We start from the raw sequence: 21566 nt of genomic DNA, 5'->3' as shown, positions 1-21566 counted from the left end.
GGACACGCCTGGCGGCCGCGCGGCTCCCGGCTCAGCCCTCGCGCGGGACGCGGATCACGCCCTCCTGGATCACGGAGATCGCGAGTCTGCCGTCCTGGGTGTAGATCCTGGCCTGGCCCAGGCCCCGGCCGCCCGAGGAGCTGGGGGACTCCTGGTCGTACAGGAGCCACTCGTCGGCGCGGAAGGGCCGGTGGAACCACATCGCGTGGTCGAGGCTCGCGCCGACGACGTCGCCCACGACCCAGCCGCCGCGCCCGTGGGCGAGCAGCACGGAGTCGAGCAGCGTCATGTCGGACACGTAGGTGGCCAGGCACACGTGCAGCAGCGGGTCGTCCGCGAGTTTGCCGTTGGTGCGGAACCACACCTGGGAGCGGGGCTCGCGGGGCTGCCCGGCCGTCGCGTACGGCGGGGCGTCGACGTAGCGCAGGTCGACGGCCTCCCGGGCCTGGAGCAGTTTGCGCACGACCTCCGGGGAGCCGATCGCGTCGCCGTAGCGCGGCAGCAGCTCCTGCGCGGTCGGCAGCGTCTGTGGCCCGGGGGCGGGCGGCATGGGCGCCTGGTGCTCCAGCCCCTCCTCGTACGTCTGGAAGGAGGCGGACAGGTGGAAGATCGGCTGGCCGTGCTGGATCGCGACGACCCGCCGCGTCGTGAACGAGCGCCCGTCCCGGATGCGGTCGACGGTGTAGACGATCGGCGCGCCCGGGTCGCCCGCGACCAGGAAGTAGGCGTGCAGGGAGTGCGCGAACCGGTCGGCGGGCACGGTACGGCCGGCCGCGACGAGCGCCTGCGCCGCGACCTGCCCGCCGAACACGCGGGGCACGAGGGCGGGCCGGGACTGCCCCCGGAAGATGTCCTCCTCGATCCGCTCCAGGTCGAGCAGATCGAGGAGATCGTCGAGTGCTTCGCTCACCGCTGTCAGAGACCCATGCTCTTGGCGATGATCATCTTCATGACCTCACTGGTGCCGCCGTAGATCCGGTTGACGCGGTTGTCGGCGTACAGGCGGGCGATCGGGTACTCGTTCATGTAGCCGTAGCCGCCGTGGAGCTGGAGGCAGCGGTCGATGACGCGGGCGGCGACCTCGGTGCAGAACAGCTTCGCGCTCGCCGCCTCGGCGGCGGTCAGCTCGCGGCGGTCGTGCGCTTCGAGCGCCCGGTCCACGACGGCCTCGGCCGCGTCGACCTCGGCCTTGCACGCGGCCAGCTCGAACTTCGTGTTCTGGAAGGCGGCGACCGGCTTGCCGAAGACCGTGCGCTCCCGCACGTACTCCTGGGCGAAGCGGATGGCGGCGGCGGCCTGCGCGTAGGCGCCGACGGCGATGCCGAGGCGCTCCTGCGGGAGGTTCTGGCCGAGGTAGGAGAAGCCCTTGTTCTCCTCGCCGAGCAGGTCCTCGACGGGGACCTTGACGTCGCTGAACGACAGCTCGGCGGTGTCCGAGGTCCGCAGGCCCAGCTTGTCGAGCTTGCGGCCCACCGCGTAGCCCTCGGACTTGGTGTCCACGACCAGCAGCGAGATGCCGAAGCGGCGGTCGTCCTCCTTCGGCGGGGCGGTGCGCGCGCACACGATGACGCGGTCGGCGTGCACCCCGCCGGTGATGAAGGTCTTCGCGCCGTTGAGGACGTAGTGCGTGCCGTCCTCGGAGAGCTTCGCCGTCGTCTTCATCCCGGCCAGGTCGGAACCGGTGCCGGGCTCGGTCATGGCGATGGCGAACATCGTGCGGCCCGACACGAAGTCCGGCAGCCAGCGCTTCTTCTGGTCCTCGGTGGCGTACGCCTTGAGGTAGGGCAGGCACAGCGCGACGTGCACGCCGGAGCCGCCGAAGGACACGCCCGCGCGGGCCGTCTCCTCGCTCAGGATCGCCTGGAACTTGAAGGACTCCTCGCCGGCCCCGCCGTACTCCTCGGGCACCTCGATGCCGAAGATCCCCAGCTCACCGAGCTTGTAGTAGAAGTCGCGCGGCGCCTGCCCGGCGGCCAGCCACTCCTCGTGGACCGGGACGACCTCGCCCTCGATGAAGGCGCGGATGGTCTCCCGGAACGCCTCGTGGTCCTCGTTGTAAACGGTACGGCGCACTGACGCCACCCTCCTTCGGCGGCCGACGGGGCCGGTCCGCGCGGTACGTGCACAGGCGGGACGCCGGACATACTAAGCGCCCGCTCATCTTGAAGTTACCCGTACGTATTGCGGGTGTCCAGACCGGACGGCGGCGGCACGCGGACCCTCGGGGGCGGGCGCCCGGCGAGGGCACGCGCCCTCGTCACACCGAGCAGGCCCCGTCCCCGCCACGCATCCGCTGCGCCCGGGTGGACACCATGAGCGCGGCCCGCTCGTCCTCGTCGAACTCGTCCTCGCCGTCCACGGCGGGGTCCATCCCCACGGGCTCGGGCTCGGCCTGTGGCGGCGGACCGGCCTTCAGCTCCCCGAGCGGGATGAAAGCGGTCATGGGGCACCTCCGGGGGTGGTGAATCGGGCCGGGACCGACTCTACGCGCGGGGGCAGTCGCGGTACCCGCCTACGAGGGATCGCCCGCGCCGGGTTCTCGCGGGAGATCCCTCGTACGCGAGATCGCCCGCGCCGGGTTCTCGCGGGAGATCCGGGCCGGGGCCCCCTGCCCCGGGGCGAGCCGGACCCGGCCGTGCTGACGCGCGAGCGGTCCGGCGGGCACAATGCCGCGCATGGCCCCCTCCCCCTCTCCCTCTCCCGGCTCTCCCGACCATCTGGTGGACCGCGCCCGCCGTCTCGTCGTCCCCGGGCGGCGGCGGGTGCTGGGGATCGCCGGGGCGCCCGGGGCGGGGAAGTCGACGCTCGCCGAGCGGGTCGTAGCGCGGCTGGGCGGGGACGCGGTGCTCGTGGGGATGGACGGGTTCCATCTCGCGCGGGCCGAGCTGGAGCGGCTGGGGCGGGCCGGGCGGAAGGGCGCGCCCGACACCTTCGACGCCGCCGGGTACCTGGCCCTGCTGCGGCGGCTGCGTACGCCGGTCCTGGGCGAGGTGGTGTACGCGCCCGCCTTCGACCGCGCCCTGGAGGAGCCCGTGGCCGGGTCCGTGGCCGTCCCCGCCGAGGTCCCGCTCGTCGTCACCGAGGGCAACTACCTGCTCGTGGACGAGGGGCCCTGGGCCGGCGTGCGGGGCCTGCTGGACGAGGCGTGGTTCCTCGACCCGGAGCCGGCCGTCCGGGTACGGCGGCTCGTGGCCCGCCACGTGCGCTTCGGGAAGTCCCCGGCGCAGGCCGAACGCTGGGTCGCCCGGTCCGACGAGGTCAACGCGCGCCTCGTGGAGCGGTACCGGGAGCGGGCGGACCTCCTCGTGCGGGGGTAGGCCCGGCACCGTACGGGCGCGAGCCCCTCACACCACCCCGAAGGCCCCCCGCGCCAGCCGGTGCAGCAGGGCCGCCATCGCCTCGCGCCCCATCGCCTCGCCGCCCGCCTGGTGCGGGGTCGAGTTGAGCAGGCCGAAGACCGCGTGGACGCTCGCGCGGGCGGCGGGTTCGCCGGTGCCGGGGCGGGCCTCGCGCAGCGCCTCGACCCACAGTTCGACGTACTCGCGCTGGAGGCGGCGCACGCGGCGGCGGTCCTCCTGCCGGAGGCGGTCGAGTTCCCGGTCGTGCAGGACGATCAGGGCGCGGTCGTCCAGGGCGAAGTCGATGTGACCGGCGATGAGCGAGTCGAGGACCGCTTCGGGCGGGCCCCCGGTGGAGCCGAAGCGGGCCCGGCCGCCCGCGAGGAGGCGTTCGCTGATGCCGACCAGCAGTTCGGCGAGCATCGCGTCCTTGCCCGGGAAGTGCCGGTAGAGCGCCGGGCCGCTGATGCCCACGGCGGCGCCTATCTCGTCGACGCCGACCCCGTGGAAGCCGCGCGCGGCGAAGAGGCGGGCCGCCTCCTGGAGGATCTGGTCCCGTCTCGTCGGCGCGTCGGCGCCCACTGGCCTGGTGCTCATGAAAAGCCATCCTAGACAAGGCCGTTAGCGCTCGTTAACCTGAGCGCCGTACGTTAACGCTCACTAACCGCCGGGCGGCGCGGCCCGGCCAGCGAGGGGGCTCGACCGCATGGCGGAACAGACGACGGCAGAGCGCTCTCCTTGGGGGGGCGCCGGGGGGCGGGCCCCTGTGCTGGGCACCGCCGCCGATCCCTCCTCCGAGACCTGGCGGGCCAACGAGGCCGCGCACACCGCGCTCGTCGAGGAGCTGCGCGGCCGGCTCGCGCGGGCCAGGCTCGGCGGCGGGGAGCGGGCCCGCGAGCGGCACGTGGCGCGCGGGAAGCTGCTGCCGCGCGACCGGGTGGACGGACTGCTCGACCCCGGCTCGCCCTTCCTGGAGCTGGCCCCGCTCGCGGCCGAGGGCCTGTACGGGGGCGCCGCCCCCGCCGCCGGGGTGGTGGCCGGGATCGGCAGGGTCTCGGGGCGGGTGTGCGTGGTCGTGGCGAACGACGCGACGGTCAAGGGCGGCACGTACTACCCGATGACCGTGAAGAAGCACCTGCGCGCGCAGGAGGTGGCGCTGGAGAACCGGCTGCCCTGCGTGTATCTGGTGGACTCGGGCGGCGCCTTCCTGCCGATGCAGGACGAGGTGTTCCCCGACCGTGAGCACTTCGGGCGGATCTTCTACAACCAGGCGCGTATGTCGGCCGCGGGCATCCCGCAGATCGCCTCGGTGATGGGCTCGTGCACGGCGGGCGGGGCGTACGTCCCGGCGATGAGCGACGAGGCCGTCATCGTGCGCGGTCAGGGCACGATCTTCCTGGGCGGCCCGCCGCTCGTGAAGGCCGCCACCGGCGAGGTCGTCACGGCGGAGGAGCTGGGCGGCGGCGAGGTCCACGCGCGGGTCTCGGGCGTCACCGACCACCTGGCCGAGGACGACGCGCACGCGCTGCGCATCGTGCGCGACATCGTCGCGACGCTGCCCGAGCGCGGGGCTCCCCCGTGGGCGGTGCGCGCCCCGGAGGAGCCGAAGGCCGACCCGAACGGCCTGTACGGGGCGGTGCCCGCCGACTCCAGGACCCCGTACGACGTGCGCGAGGTGATCGCGCGGGTCGTGGACGGCTCGCGCTTCCAGGAGTTCAAGTCCGAGTACGGGCAGACCCTCGTGACCGGTTTCGCGCACGTCCACGGGCACCCGGTCGGCGTCGTCGCGAACAACGGCATCCTGTTCTCGGAGTCCGCGCAGAAGGGCGCGCACTTCATCGAGCTGTGCGACCAGCGCGGCATTCCGCTGCTCTTCCTCCAGAACGTCTCCGGCTTCATGGTCGGCAGGGACTACGAGGCGGGCGGTATCGCCAAGCACGGCGCGAAGATGGTGACGGCCGTCGCCACGACCCGCGTCCCGAAGCTGACCGTCGTGGTCGGCGGGTCCTACGGGGCGGGCAACTACTCGATGTGCGGCCGGGCCTACGGCCCCCGCTTCCTGTGGATGTGGCCCAACGCCAAGATCTCGGTGATGGGCGGGGAGCAGGCCGCCTCGGTGCTCGCGACCGTCAAGCGCGACCAGCTGGAGGCGCGCGGCGAGGAGTGGTCCGCCGAGGACGAGGAGACGTTCCGGGCCCCGGTCCGCGCCCAGTACGAGGAGCAGGGCAACGCCTACTACGCGACGGCCCGGCTGTGGGACGACGGGGTGATCGACCCGCTGGAGACCCGGCGGGTGCTCGGCCTGGCCCTGAGCGCCTGCGCGCACGCGCCGCTGCCGCGCAAGGGCGAGGCGGGGTTCGGCGTCTTCCGCATGTGACCGGCCCGGATCGCCGCGCCCCAGCCCCGCCCAGCCACCGCACGTACCCGCGAAGTCCGAGGAAGGTGCCATGTTCGACACGGTTCTGATCGCCAACCGGGGGGAGATCGCGGTCCGCGTGATCCGCACCCTGCGCTCCCTCGGTATCCGCTCGGTCGCGGTGTACAGCGACGCGGACGCGGGGGCCCGGCACGTGCGGGAGGCCGACGAAGCGGTGCGGATCGGCCCGGCTCCGGCCGCCGAGAGCTATCTGTCGATCCCCGCGCTGCTGGCGGCGGCCCGTGCGAGCGGGGCGCGGGCGGTGCATCCCGGTTACGGCTTCCTCGCGGAGAACGCGGGTTTCGCGCGGGCCTGCGCCGAGGCCGGACTCGTGTTCATCGGACCGCCCGCCGCGGCCGTCGAGCTGATGGGCGACAAGATCCACGCGAAGGAGACGGTGCGGGCGGCGGGCGTCCCGGTCGTGCCCGGCTCCTCGGGCAGCGGCCTGAGCGACGCCGAACTCGCGGACGCGGCACGGGAGATCGGGATGCCCGTGCTCCTCAAGCCCTCGGCGGGCGGCGGCGGCAAGGGCATGCGGCTGGTCCGCGAACCGGAGCGGCTGGCCGAGGAGATCGCGGCCGCCCGCCGCGAGGCGCGGTCCTCCTTCGGGGACGACACGCTGCTCGTGGAGCGCTGGATCGAACGGCCCCGGCACATCGAGATCCAGGTCCTCGCCGACGCGCACGGCAACGTCGTGCACCTCGGCGAGCGCGAGTGCTCGCTCCAGCGCAGGCACCAGAAGATCGTCGAGGAGGCCCCCTCGGTCCTGCTCGACGCGGCGACCCGCGCGGCGATGGGCGAGGCGGCCGTCCAGGCGGCCCGCTCCTGCGGCTACACGGGCGCGGGCACCGTCGAGTTCATCGTGCCGGGCGACGACCCGTCCGGGTACTGCTTCATGGAGATGAACACCCGTCTCCAGGTGGAGCACCCGGTGACGGAGCTGGTCACGGGCCTGGATCTGGTCGAGTGGCAGGTGCGGGTCGCGGCCGGTCAGCGGCTGCCCCTCACGCAGGACGAGGTCACGCTGACCGGTCACGCGGTGGAGGCCCGGATCTGCGCCGAGACGGTGACCCTGCTGGACGGGAGCGCCCAGTTCCTGCCGTCCGGAGGCACCGTGCTCGCGCTCCGGGAGCCGGACGGGGACGGGGTGCGCACCGACTCGGGGCTGAGCGAGGGCGCCGAGGTCGGCAGCGCCTACGACCCGATGCTGTCGAAGGTCGTCGCGTACGGCCCGGACCGGGAGACGGCGCTGCGCCGGCTGCGCGCCGCGCTCGCCCGTACGGTGACGCTCGGCGTGCCCACGAACGCGGGCTTCGTGCGCCGGCTGCTGGCCCACCCCCGGGTCGTGTCCGGGGATCTCGACACGGGCCTCGTGGAGAGCGAGGCGGCCGCGCTGATCCCGGACGAGGTGCCCCGGGCGGTGTACCTGGCGGCGGCGGCCGTCCGCGCGGCGGACCTCGTCCCCGCCCGGACCGGTCCGCCCGACCCGTTCGCGGCCCTGGACGGCTGGCGGCTGGGCGGCCCGGCGCACCCCCTCCTCGTTCCCCTGCGCGTCCCCGGCGAGGAGCCCGTGACGTACGAGGCCCCGGCGGACGCCGAGGTCACCGACACCGAGGTCACGGTGACCGTGGACGGGCGCCGCGTGCGTTTCGTCCGGGCCGGTCAGTGGCTGGGCCGGGACGGCGACGCGTGGGAGGTACGGGACCACGACCCGGTGCTCGCGGCGCTGCGCGCGGCGGGCGGCGGGCCGGGCACCGAGGCGCTGACGGCGCCGATGCCCGGCACGGTCACGGTGGTCAAGGCGCAGGTCGGCGACGTGGTGAACGCGGGTCAGAGCCTGCTGGTGGTGGAGGCGATGAAGATGGAGCACGTGATCAGCGCCCCGCACGGGGGGACGCTCACCGAGCTGACGGTACGGGCGGGCAGCACGGTCGCGATGGACGAGGTCCTCGCGGTCGTCACCGCCCCGGCCGAGGCCGGGAGCCGGGCGGCCGAGGAGGTGGGGGCATGAGCGGGTCCGCGCTGCCCATGACGGTCCCCGCGGCCGGGCTGCCCGCCCGGGTCCGCGTCCACGAGGTGGGCGCGCGCGACGGGCTCCAGAACGAGGGGACGACGGTGCCGACCGCGGTGAAGGCCGAGTTCGCGCACCGGCTGGCCGCCGCCGGTCTCGACACGGTCGAGGCGACGAGCTTCGTACGCCCGGAGTGGGTACCGCAGCTCGCCGACGCCGAGGAGCTGTACCCGCTGCTCGCGGATCTGGCCCGCGCCGGGGTGCGCCTGCCGGTGCTGGTGCCGAACGCGCGGGGCCTGGAGCGGGCGCTGGCCCTCGGCGCCGACCGGGTCGCGGTCTTCGCGAGCGCCACGGAGAGCTTCGCGAAGGCCAACCTGAACCGCACCGTGGACGAGTCGCTGGCCGTCTTCGCCCCCGTCGTGGAGCGGGCCAAGGAGGCGGGCTGTCATGTGCGGGGCTATCTGTCGATGTGCTTCGGCGACCCGTGGGAGGGCGCCGTGCCGGTGGAGCGGGTGGTGCGCGTCGCGCGCGCCCTGCTCGGCATGGGCTGCGACGAACTGAGCCTCGGCGACACGATCGGCGTCGCGACCCCGGGCCACGTCACGGAGCTGCTGAGCGCGCTGAACACGGCGGGCGTGCGGACCGACCGGATCGGCGTGCACTTCCACGACACCTACGGTCAGGCCCTGTCCAACACGCTGGCCGCGCTCCAGCACGGGGTGACGACGGTGGACGCCTCGGCGGGCGGCCTGGGCGGCTGCCCCTTCGCGAAGAGCGCGACCGGCAACCTCGCGACCGAGGATCTGGTGTGGATGCTGCGGGGCCTCGGCATCGAGACCGGCGTGGACCTCGACGCGCTCGTGACGACCAGCCGGTGGATGGCCGGGCACCTGGGCCGCCCCTCCCCCTCCCGCACGGTCCGCGCCCTCGGCCCCGCCTGACCGCCCCCTCTCTCCCCAAGGAGCACGCCGCATGTCCCTGGACCACCGTCTCTCCGCCGAGCACGAGGAACTCCGCCGTACCGTCGAGGAGTTCGCGCACGACGTCGTCGCCCCCAAGATCGGCGACCTCTACGAACGGCACGAGTTCCCCTACGAGATCGTCCGTGAGATGGGGCGGATGGGCCTGTTCGGTCTGCCCTTCCCCGAGGAGTACGGCGGGATGGGCGGCGACTACCTCGCGCTCGGTATCGCGCTGGAGGAACTGGCCCGCGTCGACTCCTCGGTGGCCATCACCCTGGAGGCGGGCGTCTCGCTCGGCGCGATGCCGATCCACCTGTTCGGCACCGGGGAGCAGAAGCGCGCGTGGCTGCCGAAGCTGTGCGCGGGCGAGGTGCTGGGCGGTTTCGGGCTGACCGAGCCGGGCGCGGGCTCCGACGCGGGCGGCACCCGGACGACGGCCGTCCTGGACGAGGCGAGCGGCGAATGGGTGATCAACGGCTCGAAGTGCTTCATCACCAACTCGGGCACCGACATCACCGGTCTGGTCACGGTCACGGCGGTCACCGGACGCAAGGAGGACGGCGCCCCGCGCATCTCGGCGATCATCGTGCCCTCGGGCACCCCGGGCTTCACGGTCGCCGCGCCCTACTCGAAGGTGGGCTGGAACGCCTCCGACACGAGGGAGCTGTCCTTCCAGGACGTACGGGTCCCGGCCGCCAACCTGCTCGGTGAACAGGGCCGGGGCTACGCCCAGTTCCTGCGCATCCTGGACGAGGGCCGGGTGGCCATCGCGGCGCTCGCGACGGGCCTGGCGCAGGGCTGTGTGGACGAGTCGGTGAAGTACGCGAAGGAGCGGCACGCCTTCGGCCGCCCGATCGGCGCGAACCAGGCCGTCCAGTTCAAGATCGCCGACATGGAGATGAAGGCGCACACCGCCCGCCTGGCCTGGCGCGACGCGGCGAGCCGCCTGGCCCTGGGCGAACCCTTCAAGAAGGAGGCGGCCCTCGCGAAGCTGTACTCCTCGACGATCGCGGTGGACAACGCCCGCGAGGCCACCCAGATCCACGGCGGCTACGGCTTCATGAACGAGTACCCGGTGGCCCGCATGTGGCGCGACTCCAAGATCCTGGAGATCGGCGAGGGCACGAGCGAGGTCCAGCGCATGCTGATCGCCCGCGAACTGGGCCTGCCGACGGCGGCGTAGGCGGCACGGGCGCCGCTGGTGGACGGGGCGCCCGGGGCGCCGCGCGTCGTCCCCGCCGCCCCGCCCGGACGCCGCCCCGCCCCGGCCCCCGCTCAGACCTGGCGGTGTTCGCTCTGGCGGGCCAGTTCGCGCAGGGCGGGGCCGTACGCGGGATCGGCCAGGGCGTGGGCGAACTGGGCGGTGAGGTACGCCGAGGGGTTGCCGGTGTCGTACCAGCGGCCGTGGATGACCTTTCCGTGCACGGAGTGGCGCGCCGCGCAGGTGTGGAAGGCGTCGGTGAGGTAGATCTCGCCCTCGGGCCGCTCGTACCAGCGGTCGGTCATGGTCTGGAGTTCCTCGATGACCTGCGGCGTCACGACGTATCCGCCGACCGCGGCGAAGGAGGAGGGCGCGTCCTCGGGCTCGGGTTTCTCCACGAGGCCCGCGATGCGCATCAGCCCGTTCCCGAGGTCCTCCTCCACGACGGGGACGCCGTAGCGGCGCGACTCCTCCGGCTCCATCGCCATGAGCGCGACGATCGGGCCGCCGGTCGCGTCGTACGCCTCGACGAGCTGACGGGCCCTGGGCACCTCGGCCACGAACACGTCGTCGGGCCACAGCACGAGCAGCGGCTCGTCGCCGAGGTGGCGGGCCGCGTTGAGTACGGGCGTGCCGTTGCCGTAGGGGCCCTGCTGGTCGAGGTAGGTGAGGTGGCCGCTGCGGGAGAGTTCCCCGATCTCCTCGACGGCGTCCGCGTAGTCGTCGTGCCCCTCCGCGCGCAGCCGGCCCACGAGCACCGGGTCCGGGCGGAAGTGGTCGTGCACGAGTCCCTTGCCGCCGGAGACGACGACGGTGATGTCGGTGACCCCCGAGTCGATCAGCTCGCGGACGGTGTGCTCGATCACCGGCCGGTCGCCGACCGGCAGCATCTCCTTGGGCATGGCCTTGGTGAGGGGAAGCATCCGGGACCCGATCCCGGCGGCGGGCACGACAGCTCTACGGATCATGGCGGGGAACCTACCAACGACAGGGGGGCGGCTACCGGATGCCGCGCTTTGCGGCCGGGCGATTCCCCACCACCGGAACGCATCCCTCCGGGGCCACCGGGGTGACCTGCGCGGCAGGACCGCCGCCCGCGCCACCTCCGGGGGACGGCGCGCCCTCGCTCCACCGTCGCCGTGAGCACGCTCGCCGCACGGCCCCTGGCTGACCGGGGGACGTGTGTACGCGCGGGCCCCCTCCCCGGCCCGGACGTCTGAGGTTAGGCTAACCTTCCCGGCCAGTCGCCGGCCCTCGCGAGAGGCTGTCCGCCGCACCGCACCGCAGGAGGTCCGCACTTGACCGCCACCGACCCGACGACCGCCCGCCGTCCGGCCGCCGCCGCGACCCCGGAGGCGCTGCCGCCGGGCCCGCCAGTCGACGTGTGGACCGAGGCCGGGACCGAGGCCGGGAGCGAGGCCGGCCGCCCCGCCGGGCCACGCGCCCACCGGCCGCCCGGCTTCACCCCGTGCGCGTGGAGCGCGGGCGACTGCGGCACCGCGCACGCCGCGCGCCGCCGCCCCGCGCGCGAACGCGGGCTCGGCCGGCACTCCGTCACCTTCGCCGGGCACGGGCGGCGCGGCCTGGGCGAGGAGCGGTCGCGGCTGAGCGCGAGGCGACAGGAGACCGACTAGCAAGGCCGGGGGAAGCCGCCGGGGAACCGGCGGCTTTTCGTCATGTCCCGTCGCGCGCGGGCCCGTTCGGGGCGGGTTCCGCCCCCTTTCGTCCGGGTCCACGACCGGGGGGACGTCAGGTTTCGGACGTACCCCCCGGCGGGGGCTCCGTGATCCCGATGTTAGGTTAGCCTTACCTAAGTCAACCCCCGCTCCGTCCCCTCACCCAGGAGGACCGTTTCCATGAGTCTTCTCGCGCCCAGGTCCCAGCTCCTGAACGACCTGAACGCGGAGGGCTACCGCCGCTCCGTCACCGAAGGTGTCGAGCGTGTGGCAGCACGGCTCGCCGGGACCCGCCGCCCCTTCACGGGTGCCACCCCCGACCAGCTCGCTCCCCAGATCGACGCCGTCGACCTCGAACGCCCGCTGCACGACAGCGCCGCCGCCCTCGACGAGCTGGAGACGCTGTACCTGCGCGACGCCGTCTACTTCCACCACCCCCGCTACCTCGCGCACCTCAACTGCCCCGTGGTCATCCCGGCGGTGCTCGGCGAGGCCGTCCTGTCCGCCGTCAACTCCTCGCTCGACACCTGGGACCAGTCGGCGGGCGGCACCCTCATCGAACGGCGCCTCATCGACTGGACCGCCGGGCGCATCGGCCTCGGCCCGGGTGCCGACGGGGTGTTCACGAGCGGCGGTACGCAGTCCAACCTCCAGGCCCTGCTGCTGGCCCGCGAGGAGGCCAAGGCCCACCCCAGCGCGCTGCGCGTCTTCGCCTCCGAGGTCAGCCACTTCAGCGTCAAGAAGTCGGCGAAACTCCTGGGCCTGGAACCGGAGGCCGTGGTCTCGATCCCCTGCGACCGCGACAAGCGCATGCAGACCGTGGCCCTGGCCCGCGAACTCGACCGCTGTGTCGCCGAGGGCCTGGTACCGATGGCCGTCGTGGCGACCGCGGGGACCACCGACTTCGGCTCGATCGACCCGCTGCCGGAGATCGGCGAACTGTGCGCCCGGCACGGCGCCTGGATGCACGTGGACGCCGCGTACGGCTGCGGACTGCTCGCCTCCCCCACCCGCAGGCACCTGATCGACGGCATCGAGCGCGCCGACTCGGTCACCGTCGACTACCACAAGTCCTTCTTCCAGCCGGTCAGTTCCTCGGCCGTCCTGGTCCGCGACGCGGCCACCCTGCGGCACGCGACCTACTACGCCGACTACCTCAACCCCCGCCGCACGGTCGAGGAGCGCATCCCGAATCAGGTCGACAAGTCCCTCCAGACCACGCGCCGCTTCGACGCGCTGAAACTGTGGATGACGCTGCGCGTGATGGGCGCCGACGGCATCGGCCAGCTCTTCGACGAGGTGTGTGAACTGGCTGCCGAGGCATGGACGCTGATGGCCTCCGACCCCCGCTACGACGTCGTGGTGCAGCCCACGCTCTCCACGCTGGTGTTCCGCTACATCCCCGGGTCCGTCGCGGACCCCGCCAGGATCGACCGGGCCAACCTGTACGCCCGCAAAGCCCTGTTCGCCTCGGGGGAGGCCATCGTCGCCGGGACCACCGTCGGCGGACGGCACTACCTGAAATTCACCCTGCTCAACCCCGAGACCACGGTGGCCGACGTCGCCGCCGTCCTCGATCTCGTCGCCGGCCACGCCGAGCAGTACCTGGGAGACAGTCTTGTCCACGCGTCCTGACACCGCCACCGGGTCCTTCCCCGCGCGCGAGCGCCACGACCCGGGCGAGCCCTACGACTTCATCGGCATCGGGCTCGGCCCCTTCAACCTCGGCCTGGCCTGCCTGACCGAGCCGATAGACGAGCTCGACGGCCTCTTCCTGGAGTCCAAGCCCGACTTCGAGTGGCACTCCGGGATGTTCCTGGACGGCGCCCACCTCCAGACCCCCTTCCTCTCCGATCTGGTCACTCTCGCCGACCCGACCTCCCCGTACTCCTTCCTCAACTACCTGAAGGAATCGGGGCGTCTGTACGCCTTCTACATCCGCGAGAACTTCTATCCGCTGCGCGCCGAGTACAACGACTACTGCCGGTGGGCCGCCGGGAAACTCGGCAGCATCCGCTTCGGCACGACCGTCACCCGCGTCACCTGGGACGAGAGCGACCAGACGTACACCGTGCACACCGCCGGGGGCGACGCCCCCCGCGCCCGCCGCCTCGTGCTCGGCACCGGCACACCCCCGTACGTCCCCGAGTCCTGCGCGGGCCTGGGCGGGGACTTCCTGCACAACTCGCGTTACGTGCACCACCGCGAGGAACTGCTGAGCAAGGAGTCCATCACGATCGTCGGCAGCGGGCAGAGCGCCGCCGAGATCTACCAGGACCTGCTGTCGGGGATCGACACCCACGGCTACCGGCTCAACTGGGTCACCCGCTCCCCCCGGTTCTTCCCGCTGGAGTACACCAAGCTCACGCTGGAGATGACCTCCCCGGAGTACGTCGACTACTTCCACGCGCTGCCCGAGGAGACCCGCTACCGCCTGGAGTCCGAGCAGAAGGGGCTGTTCAAGGGGATCGACGGGCAACTCGTCAACGAGATCTTCGACCTGCTCTACCAGAAGAACGTGGCGGGCCCGGTGCCGACCCGGCTGCTCACCAACACCTCCCTGGACTCCGCCTCGTACGACGAGGCAAGCGGGCGCTACACACTGGGGCTGCGCCACGAGGAGCAGGGGCGGGACTTCGAGCTGATCACCGAGGGGCTCGTCCTCGCGACCGGATACCGCTATCAGGTCCCCGAGTTCCTCGCCCCGGTCCAGGACCGGCTGCGCAAGGACGCGCACGGCCGCTTCGACGTGGCCCGCAACTACAGCATCGACGTGAGCGGGGGCGGCGTCTTCCTCCAGAACGCCGGGGTGCACACCCACTCCATCACCTCCCCCGACCTGGGCATGGGCGCGTACCGCAACGCGTACATCATCGGCGAGCTGCTCGGCCGCACCCCCTACCCGGTCGAGAAGTCCATCGCGTTCCAGGAGTTCGGCGCACCGGAGGGCACGCTGATATGAGCACCACCCCACCCCCCACCGTCTTCACCCGCACCGACCCGGCCCTCGGCGCCTTCGCGCTGCGGCCCGTGGACCCCAACACCGACGGGGAGTTGCTGCACGGCTGGGTCACCCACCCGAAAGCCTCCTTCTGGCTCATGGGCGAGGCGACGCTGCCCGAGGTGGAGCGCGAGTACCACTCCATCGCCGCCGCCGCGCACCACGACGCCTTCCTCGGCCTGCGCGAGGGCGAGCCCTCCTTCCTCGTGGAGCGCTACGACCCGGCGCACGTCGAACTCGTCGGCCTGTACGAGCCGGAGCCCGGCGACATCGGCATGCACTTCCTGACCGCCCCGGCCGGGGAGCCGCTGCACGGTTTCACCCTCACCGTCATCACCACCGTCATGGAGTTCCTGTTCACCGACCCCGGGGTGCGCCGCGTGGTCGTGGAGCCCGACGTGCGCAACACGGCCGTGCACGCGCTGAACAAGGCCGTCGGCTTCGAGGAGTCGCGCCGCGTCGCCAAACCGGAGAAGGAGGCGCTGCTCAGCTTCTGCACCCGCGAGCAGTTCGCCGCCGCCACGGGAGGAGCCCGATGAGCCTCGCCGACGCCGTCGACCACCTGACCCCCGAGCACTGGGCCGAGGCCAACCGGCACGTCGTGCGCAAGGCGCTCGCCGAGTTCGCCCACGAACGGCTGCTGAGCCCCGAGGAGTACGAGCCGGGCGCCTACGTCGTACGCGGCGACGACGGCCGCACCGAGTACCGCTTCCGCGCCGACCGCCTGGCCCTGGACCACTGGCAGATCCCCGCCGAGTCGATCACCCGGCACCGCGAGGGTGCCGAACTGCCCCTCGACGCGCTGGACTTCTGCGTCGAGCTGCGCGACTCGCTGGGCCTGAGCGAGGAGATCCTGCCGGTGTACCTGGAGGAGATCACCTCCACGGTCTCCGGGCTGTGCTTCAAGTACGCGCAGAAACCCGTCAGTTCCGCCGAACTCGCGCGCTCCGGTTTCCAGGACGTCGAGACCGGCATGACCGAGGGCCACCCCTGCTTCGTCGCGAACAACGGGCGCATCGGCTTCGGTATCCACGAGTACCTGTCCTACGCCCCGGAGACGGCGAGCCCCGTCCACCTCGTGTGGCTCGCGGCGCGCCGGGACCGGGCCGCCTTCACGGCCGGCGCGGGCATCACGTACGAGTCCTTCTTCCGCGCCGAACTGGGCGAGGCGGCCCTGGAGCGGTTCGCCGCGGTGCTCACCGGCCGGGGCCTGGACCCGGACGACTACCTGCTCATGCCGGTGCACCCCTGGCAGTGGTGGAACAAGCTGTCGGTGACCTTCGCCGCCGAGGTGGCCCGCGAGCACCTCGTGGTGCTGGGCACCGGCGAGGACGAGTACCTCGCCCAGCAGTCCATCCGCACCTTCTTCAACGTCAGCGCGCCCACGAAGCACTACGTCAAGACGGCGCTCTCGGTGCTCAACATGGGCTTCATGCGCGGCCTTTCCGCGGCGTACATGGAGGCGACCCCGGCGATCAACGACTGGCTCGCCCAGCTCGTCGAGGGCGATCCGGTACTGCGCGGGACCGGCCTGAGCGTGCTGCGCGAGGAGGCCGCCGTCGGCTACCGGCACCTCCAGTTCGAGGCGGCGACCGACCGCTACTCCCCGTACCGCAAGATGCTCGCCGCGCTGTGGCGCGAGAGCCCGGTGGACCGGCTGCGTGGCGGCGAACGTCTCGCCACGATGGCCTCGCTGCTCCACGTGGACCGCGCCGGAGCCTCCTTCGCGGGCGCCCTGATCGACGAGTCGGGCCTGACCCCGGCCGCGTGGCTGCGCTCCTACTTGCACGCGTACCTGACGCCGTTGCTGCACTGCTTCTACGCGTACGACCTCGTGTTCATGCCGCACGGCGAGAACGTCATCCTGGTGATCGAGGACGGCGAGGTGCGCCGCGCGATCTTCAAGGACCTCGCCGAGGAGATCGCGGTCATGGACCCCTCGGCGGTGCTGCCGCCGGGCGTCGAGCGGGTCCGGGTGGACGTGCCCGAGGACCAGAAGCTGCTGTCGGTCTTCACCGACGTCCTCGACTGCTTCCTGCGCTTCCTCTCCGCCAATCTGGTCGGCGAGGGGCGGCTCTCGGAGGAGACGTTCTGGGGTGCTGTCGCCCGGTGCGTGCGCGACTACCAGGAGTCCGCGCCCGGACTGGCCGAGAAGTTCGCCCGCTACGACCTGTTCGCGCCGACCTTCGCGCTGTCCTGCCTCAACCGGCTCCAGCTGCGGAACAACAAGCAGATGGTGGACCTCACCGACCCCTCGGCGGCGCTCCAGCTGATCGGTGAACTCGACAACCCGCTGGCCCCCTTCGCCCCCTGAACCGGCTGGCCCCTGTCCGGGGCGAAGGTGGCGGCGCCCCCGGGAGTCCAGAGCCTCCCGGGGGCGCCGCCGTACGCCGGGCCGAACCGCACGTCACACGTGCCCCGTCGTCGCCCCGGTGCTCTTCGCACGTCACGGCGGTCCCGGCGGCCCGGGGCACGGTCCGGGGGCGGTGCCAGAATCTCCCCATGACGGAAATCATCCAGCGCGACGGCACTTGGTCCCTCGAAGGGGACCTCCTGCGGATCGTCCCCGGCCACGACAGGAGCGTGGGGCTGCTGCGCCGGGGGCTCGGCGAGCTGCGGGTGCCGCTGGAGGCGCTGGCCGGGATCTCCCTGGAGCGGGGGCGCCGGGCGGGACGGCTGCGGCTGCGCCTGCGGGAGGGCGCCGACCCGCTGCTCCAGGTCACCGGCGAGCGGCTGCCCGAGGGCGCCGACCCGTACGCCCTGACGGTGGACGCGGACCGCACCGGGGTCGCGGAGTACGTGGTCGACGCGGTCCGCGAGGCCCTCCTGCTCGATCAGGTCCCGCAGGGGCCCTGCACGCGCTACCTGCTGCCGGGGCCGCGCGTCCCGGTGAGCGCGGCCGCCGGGGACGGCTCCGTGTCCTTCGACGGGGAGACGGTACGGCTGGAGTGGAACTGGAAGACGGAGGAGGTCAAGTCCTCGGGCGGGGCACGGGCGCTCGCGCTGCGGGACGTCGCCTCCGTCGAGTGGCAGCCCTCCAGCGGCATGGAGCACGGCTGGCTGCGCTTCGCCGTGCACGGGGCGGCCCCCTCGCTGCCCGCGAAGTACGACCCGCACGCGGTGGAGCTGTGGGGCTTCCGCAAGGACGCGACGCTGGCCCTGGTGGGCGCCGCCGTACAGGCCCGCCTGCCGCATCCGGGCGCCGCGCGCGAGCCGGCGGCAGGCGCGTCGGGCGGCGGGGCGCGCGCCCTCGACAAGGGCTCCGGCGCCGGGACGGACACGCTGCTGCGCCGGCTGCGGGAGCTGGGCGAGCTGCACCGCTCCGGGGTCCTGACCGACGAGGAGTTCAGCGCCGCGAAACAGGCGGTCCTCAAGCGTCTGTGACCGCGACGACGCCCTTATCGGCCACCGATCAGGAAGAGCTTGCCCGATATCGGGCAGATTTCTTGCGAAATTCAGATGAGCCCGTGAATATCGACGGGTGCACGAACGCCGTACGGACCAGGACCCCCTGGACGAGCTGCTCGACCACCTGACGCGGAGTACCCCGCTCAGCAGGGGCGAGGCGTCCCGGGTGGTCATGGACGTCCTGGCGTTCTTCGACGAGACCACCGAGGACTGGGTCCGCCGCCGGCACCGGGAACTACAGGCCAGGGGCCTGACCAACCCGGACATCTTCGAGCGGATCACCCAGGAGCTGCCACGCAGAGCGGTGGCCCCGCCCGAGCTGTCCCTGCGGCAGCTGCGGCGGATCGTCTACGGCTGAGCCGCCCGCGCGCGGCCGGCGGCCGGGCGCGGGGCGCCGGGCCGGTCTCACATCACCCGGAGGGGCAGAGCAGGTATGTGCGGAATTGTCGGTTACATCGGGCGACGGGACGTCGCTCCCCTGCTGCTGGAAGGGCTTCAGCGGCTGGAGTACCGGGGCTACGACTCGGCGGGCATCGTCATCACCAGCCCGAAGGCCAAGACCCCCGGCCTGAAGATGGTCAAGGCCAAGGGCCGCGTGCGTGACCTGGAGGCCCGCGTCCCCAAGCGCTTCACCGGCACCACCGGCATCGCGCACACCCGCTGGGCCACCCACGGCGCCCCCAGCGACCACAACGCGCACCCGCACCTCGACCCCGCCGAGCAGGTGGCCGTGGTCCACAACGGCATCATCGACAACGCCGACGAGCTGCGCGCCCGGCTCACCGCGGACGGCGTCGTCTTCGCCTCCGAGACCGACACCGAGGTGCTGACCCACCTCATCGCGCGCGCCGCGGCAAAGACCCTGGAGGGCCGGGTCCGCTCCGCGCTCGCCCAGATCGAGGGCACCTACGGCATCGCCGTGCTGCACGCCGGCTTCCCCGACCGGATCGTGGTGGCCCGCAACGGCTCCCCGGTGGTCCTGGGCATCGGGGACAAGGAGATGTTCGTCGCCTCCGACGTCGCCGCGCTCGTCGCCCACACGCGGCAGATCGTGACCCTGGACGACGGCGAGATGGCGACCCTGACCGCCGACGACTTCCGCACGTACACGACGGAGGGTTCGCGCACCACGCCCTCGCCGACCACCGTGGAGTGGGAGGCCGAGTCGTACGACATGGGCGGCCACGACACGTACATGCACAAGGAGATCTCCGAGCAGTCCGACGCCGTGGACCGGGTGCTGCGCGGCCGGATCGACGACCGGTTCTCGACGGTGCGCCTGGACGGGCTGAACCTCGACGCGCGCGACGCCCGCACGATCCGGCGTATCAAGATCCTGGGCTGCGGCACCTCGTACCACGCGGGCCAGATCGGCGCGCAGATGATCGAGGAGATCGCCCGTATCCCCGCCGACGCCGAACCGGCCTCCGAGTTCCGCTACCGCAACCCGGTGGTCGACCCGGACACGCTGTACGTCGCCGTCTCCCAGTCCGGGGAGACCTACGACGTGCTCGCGGCCGTGCAGGAGCTCAAGCGCAAGGGCGCCCGGGTGCTGGGCGTCGTCAACGTCGTGGGCTCGGCCATCGCCCGGGAGACCGACGGCGGCATCTACGTGCACGCGGGGCCCGAGGTCTGCGTCGTGTCCACGAAGTGCTTCACCAACACGACGGTCGCCTTCGCGCTGCTCGCCCTGCACCTCGGCCGTATCCGGGACCTGTCGGTGGCCGACGGCCGCCGGATCATCGAGGGCCTGCGCCGGCTGCCGGAGCAGATCACCGAGATCCTGGGCCGGGAGGCCGAGGTCAAGGACTTGGCCGCCGCCTACGCGGGCGCCCAGTCGATGATGTTCATCGGCAGGGTGCGCGGCTATCCGGTGGCCCGGGAGGCCTCGCTCAAGCTCAAGGAGGTCAGCTACGTGCACGCGGAGGCGTACCCGGCCTCCGAGCTGAAGCACGGCCCGCTCGCCCTGATCGAGCCGGCGCTGCCGACCGTGGCGATCGTGCCCGACGACGACCTGCTGGAGAAGAACCGCGCCGCCCTGGCGGAGATCAAGGCCCGTTCGGGCCGCATCCTCGCGGTCGCGCACCGCCACCAGGAGAAGGCCGACCACACCCTCCTCGTACCGAAGAACGAGAACGAGCTGGACCCGATCCTCATGGGCATCCCGCTCCAGCTCTTCGCCTACCACACGGCCCTCGCGATGGGCCGCGACATCGACAAGCCGCGCAACCTGGCGAAGTCGGTGACTGTCGAGTAGCCCTCGCCCGCACCGAGTTGGCGAAGGCCGGGGCGCGGTACCCACCGCGCCCCGGCCTTCACGCCGACAGGGCCTACAGGGCCACAGGGCCGACAGGGAGGACGGCCGGGCCGGTTACGGGATGACGATGACCGGGCGACGGGCGCGGCGGGCGAGACGGCCGGCGACGGAGCCGAAGATCCGGCCCACCACGCCCTGGGTCGTGCCCACGACGATCGCGTCGGCCTCGTACTCCTTGCCGACCTCCTCCAGTTCGTGGCAGATGTCCCCGCCGCGCTCCACCAGCACCCAGGGCACGTCGGACAGGTAGTCCGCGCAGGCCAGTTCGAGGCCGAGGACCTCGGTGCGGTGGTCGGGGACGTCGACGAAGACGGGGGGTTCGCAGCCGGCCCACACCGTGGTCGGCAGCCGGTTGGCCACGTGCACGATGATCAGCCCGGAGCCGGAGCGCAGCGCGAGGCCGACGGCGTACGCGAGCGCCCGCTCACTCGACGTCGATCCGTCGAAGCCGACGACGACGCCGTGCCGGAAGGCCGGGTCGCAGGAGTGACGGGTTTCTTCCACCGCCAGGGGGTCGGCCGAGGAGTCGGCGACCTGCCGTTTGCGGTCCGCGGGTTCGTAGTATTCGTGACCGGCCATCGGTGTCTCGGCGAGATAGTCCTCGTGGGAGGGTCAGCGGCAGGGGTCGGAGGAACGGGGCGGGACAACTGGGGCTGCGAGAGGGTTCACCGGGCGGTGGAGCTGTCCGGGAATCGTCTTCCCCACCGCATACCCCCCAGGGTACGGCGTCACTCCTTCTACGGCCCGTGCGTGGGCCCTGCGGCCCGGCGCGTTCCAGGGAGCATGCACGAGGCGGGGCCCGTCTGGCAATGGTCGGTGGCCTGTGCCGGGGCGGGGCGGGGCGGGCGTACGGCGTGCGGGCGGCACGGGAGGGGCGGGCGGGACGGTGCGCCCCGGCCCGTCCGGGCCTGTCCCGGGCGTACGGCCCGGCGACGGGCGCCCTGGGCCGCGGTCCCGGGGCCGGGGGCCCGCGAACGCGAGGAGCGACGGGCGGCCCCTCACCCCCTCCCCCGCACCGTTCACCGCGCCGCGCTCCGGCGGCCCGCCAGGGCGCCCCGCGACCCGGCGGACGCTCCGGCCGGCCCGGACCCCGTTCCCCCCGTCCCCGCCACTCCTCGCCCCCCTCCACGGCGTCGGAAGGGGCGGCGGCGGCGTCCCGCCGTCGCGACGTCAGCGGAACGCTCGGGCACGGTTACTGACGGGTCGGCGGGTAGCCTGCGCGGAGCGGGCGCACGG

20 protein-coding genes are annotated in these 21566 nt (G+C 72.9%); 13 read left to right on the top strand and 7 right to left on the bottom strand.

Annotated elements, in window-relative coordinates:
• Positions 1–31: 31 nt before the first annotated feature.
• From ACFYMP_RS26470 to ACFYMP_RS26455, 4 genes are all read right to left on the bottom strand, one after another.
• Complete coding sequence (locus ACFYMP_RS26470) at positions 32–910, bottom strand: acyl-CoA thioesterase (RefSeq protein ID WP_388862171.1); 879 nt, start codon at positions 908–910, stop codon at positions 32–34.
• A gap of 5 nt (positions 911–915) precedes the next feature.
• Entirely contained in the window at positions 916–2073 is a 1158-nt protein-coding gene (locus tag ACFYMP_RS26465; protein WP_388862169.1) for an acyl-CoA dehydrogenase family protein, read from the bottom strand.
• A 184-nt stretch (positions 2074–2257) separates the two neighbouring features.
• Complete coding sequence (locus ACFYMP_RS26460; RefSeq protein WP_388862167.1) at positions 2258–2443, bottom strand: hypothetical protein; 186 nt, start codon at positions 2441–2443, stop codon at positions 2258–2260.
• A 69-nt stretch (positions 2444–2512) separates the two neighbouring features.
• Positions 2513–2677 (bottom strand): hypothetical protein, encoded by a 165-nt coding sequence (locus ACFYMP_RS26455; RefSeq protein WP_388862165.1) that lies wholly within the window; start codon positions 2675–2677, stop codon positions 2513–2515.
• Here ACFYMP_RS26455 and ACFYMP_RS26450 point away from each other — a divergent pair.
• The gene (locus ACFYMP_RS26450) at positions 2667–3317 is read left to right on the top strand and encodes a nucleoside/nucleotide kinase family protein (RefSeq protein ID WP_388862163.1); all 651 of its coding nucleotides are present in this window, start codon (positions 2667–2669) and stop codon (positions 3315–3317) included. The two genes, ACFYMP_RS26455 and ACFYMP_RS26450, sit on opposite strands and share 11 nt — an antisense overlap.
• A 27-nt stretch (positions 3318–3344) precedes the next feature.
• On the opposite strand, the gene ACFYMP_RS26445 is transcribed toward ACFYMP_RS26450, so the two are convergent.
• Positions 3345–3935, bottom strand: coding sequence for a TetR/AcrR family transcriptional regulator (locus tag ACFYMP_RS26445; protein ID WP_388862161.1), 591 nt, complete (start codon positions 3933–3935; stop codon positions 3345–3347).
• Positions 3936–4044: 109 nt separating this feature from the next.
• On the opposite strand from ACFYMP_RS26445, the gene ACFYMP_RS26440 reads away from it, so the two are divergent.
• The 4 genes from ACFYMP_RS26440 (at position 4045) to ACFYMP_RS26425 (ending at position 9910) form a co-directional block, all read left to right on the top strand.
• A complete protein-coding gene (locus ACFYMP_RS26440; protein ID WP_388862159.1) occupies positions 4045–5715 on the top strand; it encodes a carboxyl transferase domain-containing protein in 1671 nt (556 codons plus the stop codon).
• Positions 5716–5785: 70 nt separating this feature from the next.
• Complete coding sequence (locus ACFYMP_RS26435) at positions 5786–7765, top strand: acetyl/propionyl/methylcrotonyl-CoA carboxylase subunit alpha (RefSeq protein ID WP_388862157.1); 1980 nt, start codon at positions 5786–5788, stop codon at positions 7763–7765.
• Entirely contained in the window at positions 7762–8706 is a 945-nt protein-coding gene (locus ACFYMP_RS26430) for a hydroxymethylglutaryl-CoA lyase (RefSeq protein ID WP_388862155.1), read from the top strand. Before ACFYMP_RS26435 ends, ACFYMP_RS26430 begins: the two co-directional genes overlap by 4 nt.
• A 31-nt stretch (positions 8707–8737) precedes the next feature.
• Positions 8738–9910: an acyl-CoA dehydrogenase family protein gene (locus ACFYMP_RS26425; protein ID WP_388862153.1), complete on the top strand. Its 1173-nt coding sequence runs from the start codon at positions 8738–8740 to the stop codon at positions 9908–9910.
• A 92-nt stretch (positions 9911–10002) separates the two neighbouring features.
• On the opposite strand, the gene ACFYMP_RS26420 is transcribed toward ACFYMP_RS26425, so the two are convergent.
• Positions 10003–10896: a UTP--glucose-1-phosphate uridylyltransferase gene (locus ACFYMP_RS26420; protein WP_388862151.1), complete on the bottom strand. Its 894-nt coding sequence runs from the start codon at positions 10894–10896 to the stop codon at positions 10003–10005.
• A 330-nt stretch (positions 10897–11226) separates the two neighbouring features.
• Here ACFYMP_RS26420 and ACFYMP_RS26415 point away from each other — a divergent pair, with 330 nt between their 5' ends.
• From ACFYMP_RS26415 to glmS, 8 genes are all read left to right on the top strand, one after another.
• A complete protein-coding gene (locus tag ACFYMP_RS26415) occupies positions 11227–11562 on the top strand; it encodes a hypothetical protein (protein WP_388862149.1) in 336 nt (111 codons plus the stop codon).
• A 222-nt stretch (positions 11563–11784) separates the two neighbouring features.
• A complete protein-coding gene (locus tag ACFYMP_RS26410) occupies positions 11785–13239 on the top strand; it encodes a pyridoxal phosphate-dependent decarboxylase family protein (RefSeq protein WP_388862147.1) in 1455 nt (484 codons plus the stop codon).
• 61 nt (positions 13240–13300) lie between these two features.
• Positions 13301–14566 (top strand): lysine N(6)-hydroxylase/L-ornithine N(5)-oxygenase family protein, encoded by a 1266-nt coding sequence (locus tag ACFYMP_RS26405; protein WP_388862187.1) that lies wholly within the window; start codon positions 13301–13303, stop codon positions 14564–14566.
• Positions 14563–15144 (top strand): GNAT family N-acetyltransferase, encoded by a 582-nt coding sequence (locus ACFYMP_RS26400; protein ID WP_388862145.1) that lies wholly within the window; start codon positions 14563–14565, stop codon positions 15142–15144. Before ACFYMP_RS26405 ends, ACFYMP_RS26400 begins: the two co-directional genes overlap by 4 nt.
• Positions 15141–16919 carry an IucA/IucC family protein gene (locus ACFYMP_RS26395; protein WP_388862143.1) on the top strand — a complete coding sequence of 593 codons (1779 nt, stop codon included), beginning with the start codon at positions 15141–15143 and terminating at the stop codon, positions 16917–16919. Before ACFYMP_RS26400 ends, ACFYMP_RS26395 begins: the two co-directional genes overlap by 4 nt.
• A 188-nt stretch (positions 16920–17107) precedes the next feature.
• Complete coding sequence (locus ACFYMP_RS26390) at positions 17108–17989, top strand: DUF4429 domain-containing protein (RefSeq protein ID WP_388862141.1); 882 nt, start codon at positions 17108–17110, stop codon at positions 17987–17989.
• Positions 17990–18086: 97 nt separating this feature from the next.
• The gene (locus ACFYMP_RS26385) at positions 18087–18371 is read left to right on the top strand and encodes a hypothetical protein (RefSeq protein ID WP_363144768.1); all 285 of its coding nucleotides are present in this window, start codon (positions 18087–18089) and stop codon (positions 18369–18371) included.
• Between the two features lie 75 nt (positions 18372–18446).
• Positions 18447–20270, top strand: a complete 1824-nt coding sequence (glmS, locus tag ACFYMP_RS26380) for a glutamine--fructose-6-phosphate transaminase (isomerizing) (protein ID WP_388862139.1) — start codon at positions 18447–18449, stop codon at positions 20268–20270.
• Between the two features lie 114 nt (positions 20271–20384).
• On the opposite strand, the gene ACFYMP_RS26375 is transcribed toward glmS, so the two are convergent.
• Positions 20385–20909 (bottom strand): universal stress protein, encoded by a 525-nt coding sequence (locus ACFYMP_RS26375; protein ID WP_388862137.1) that lies wholly within the window; start codon positions 20907–20909, stop codon positions 20385–20387.
• Between the last annotated feature and the right edge of the window lie 657 nt (positions 20910–21566).

Source organism: Streptomyces sp. NPDC007088, assembly GCF_042869355.1.
Classification (GTDB): Bacteria; Actinomycetota; Actinomycetes; order Streptomycetales; family Streptomycetaceae; genus Streptomyces.
This window is presented reverse-complemented; position numbering and strand designations above follow the sequence as displayed.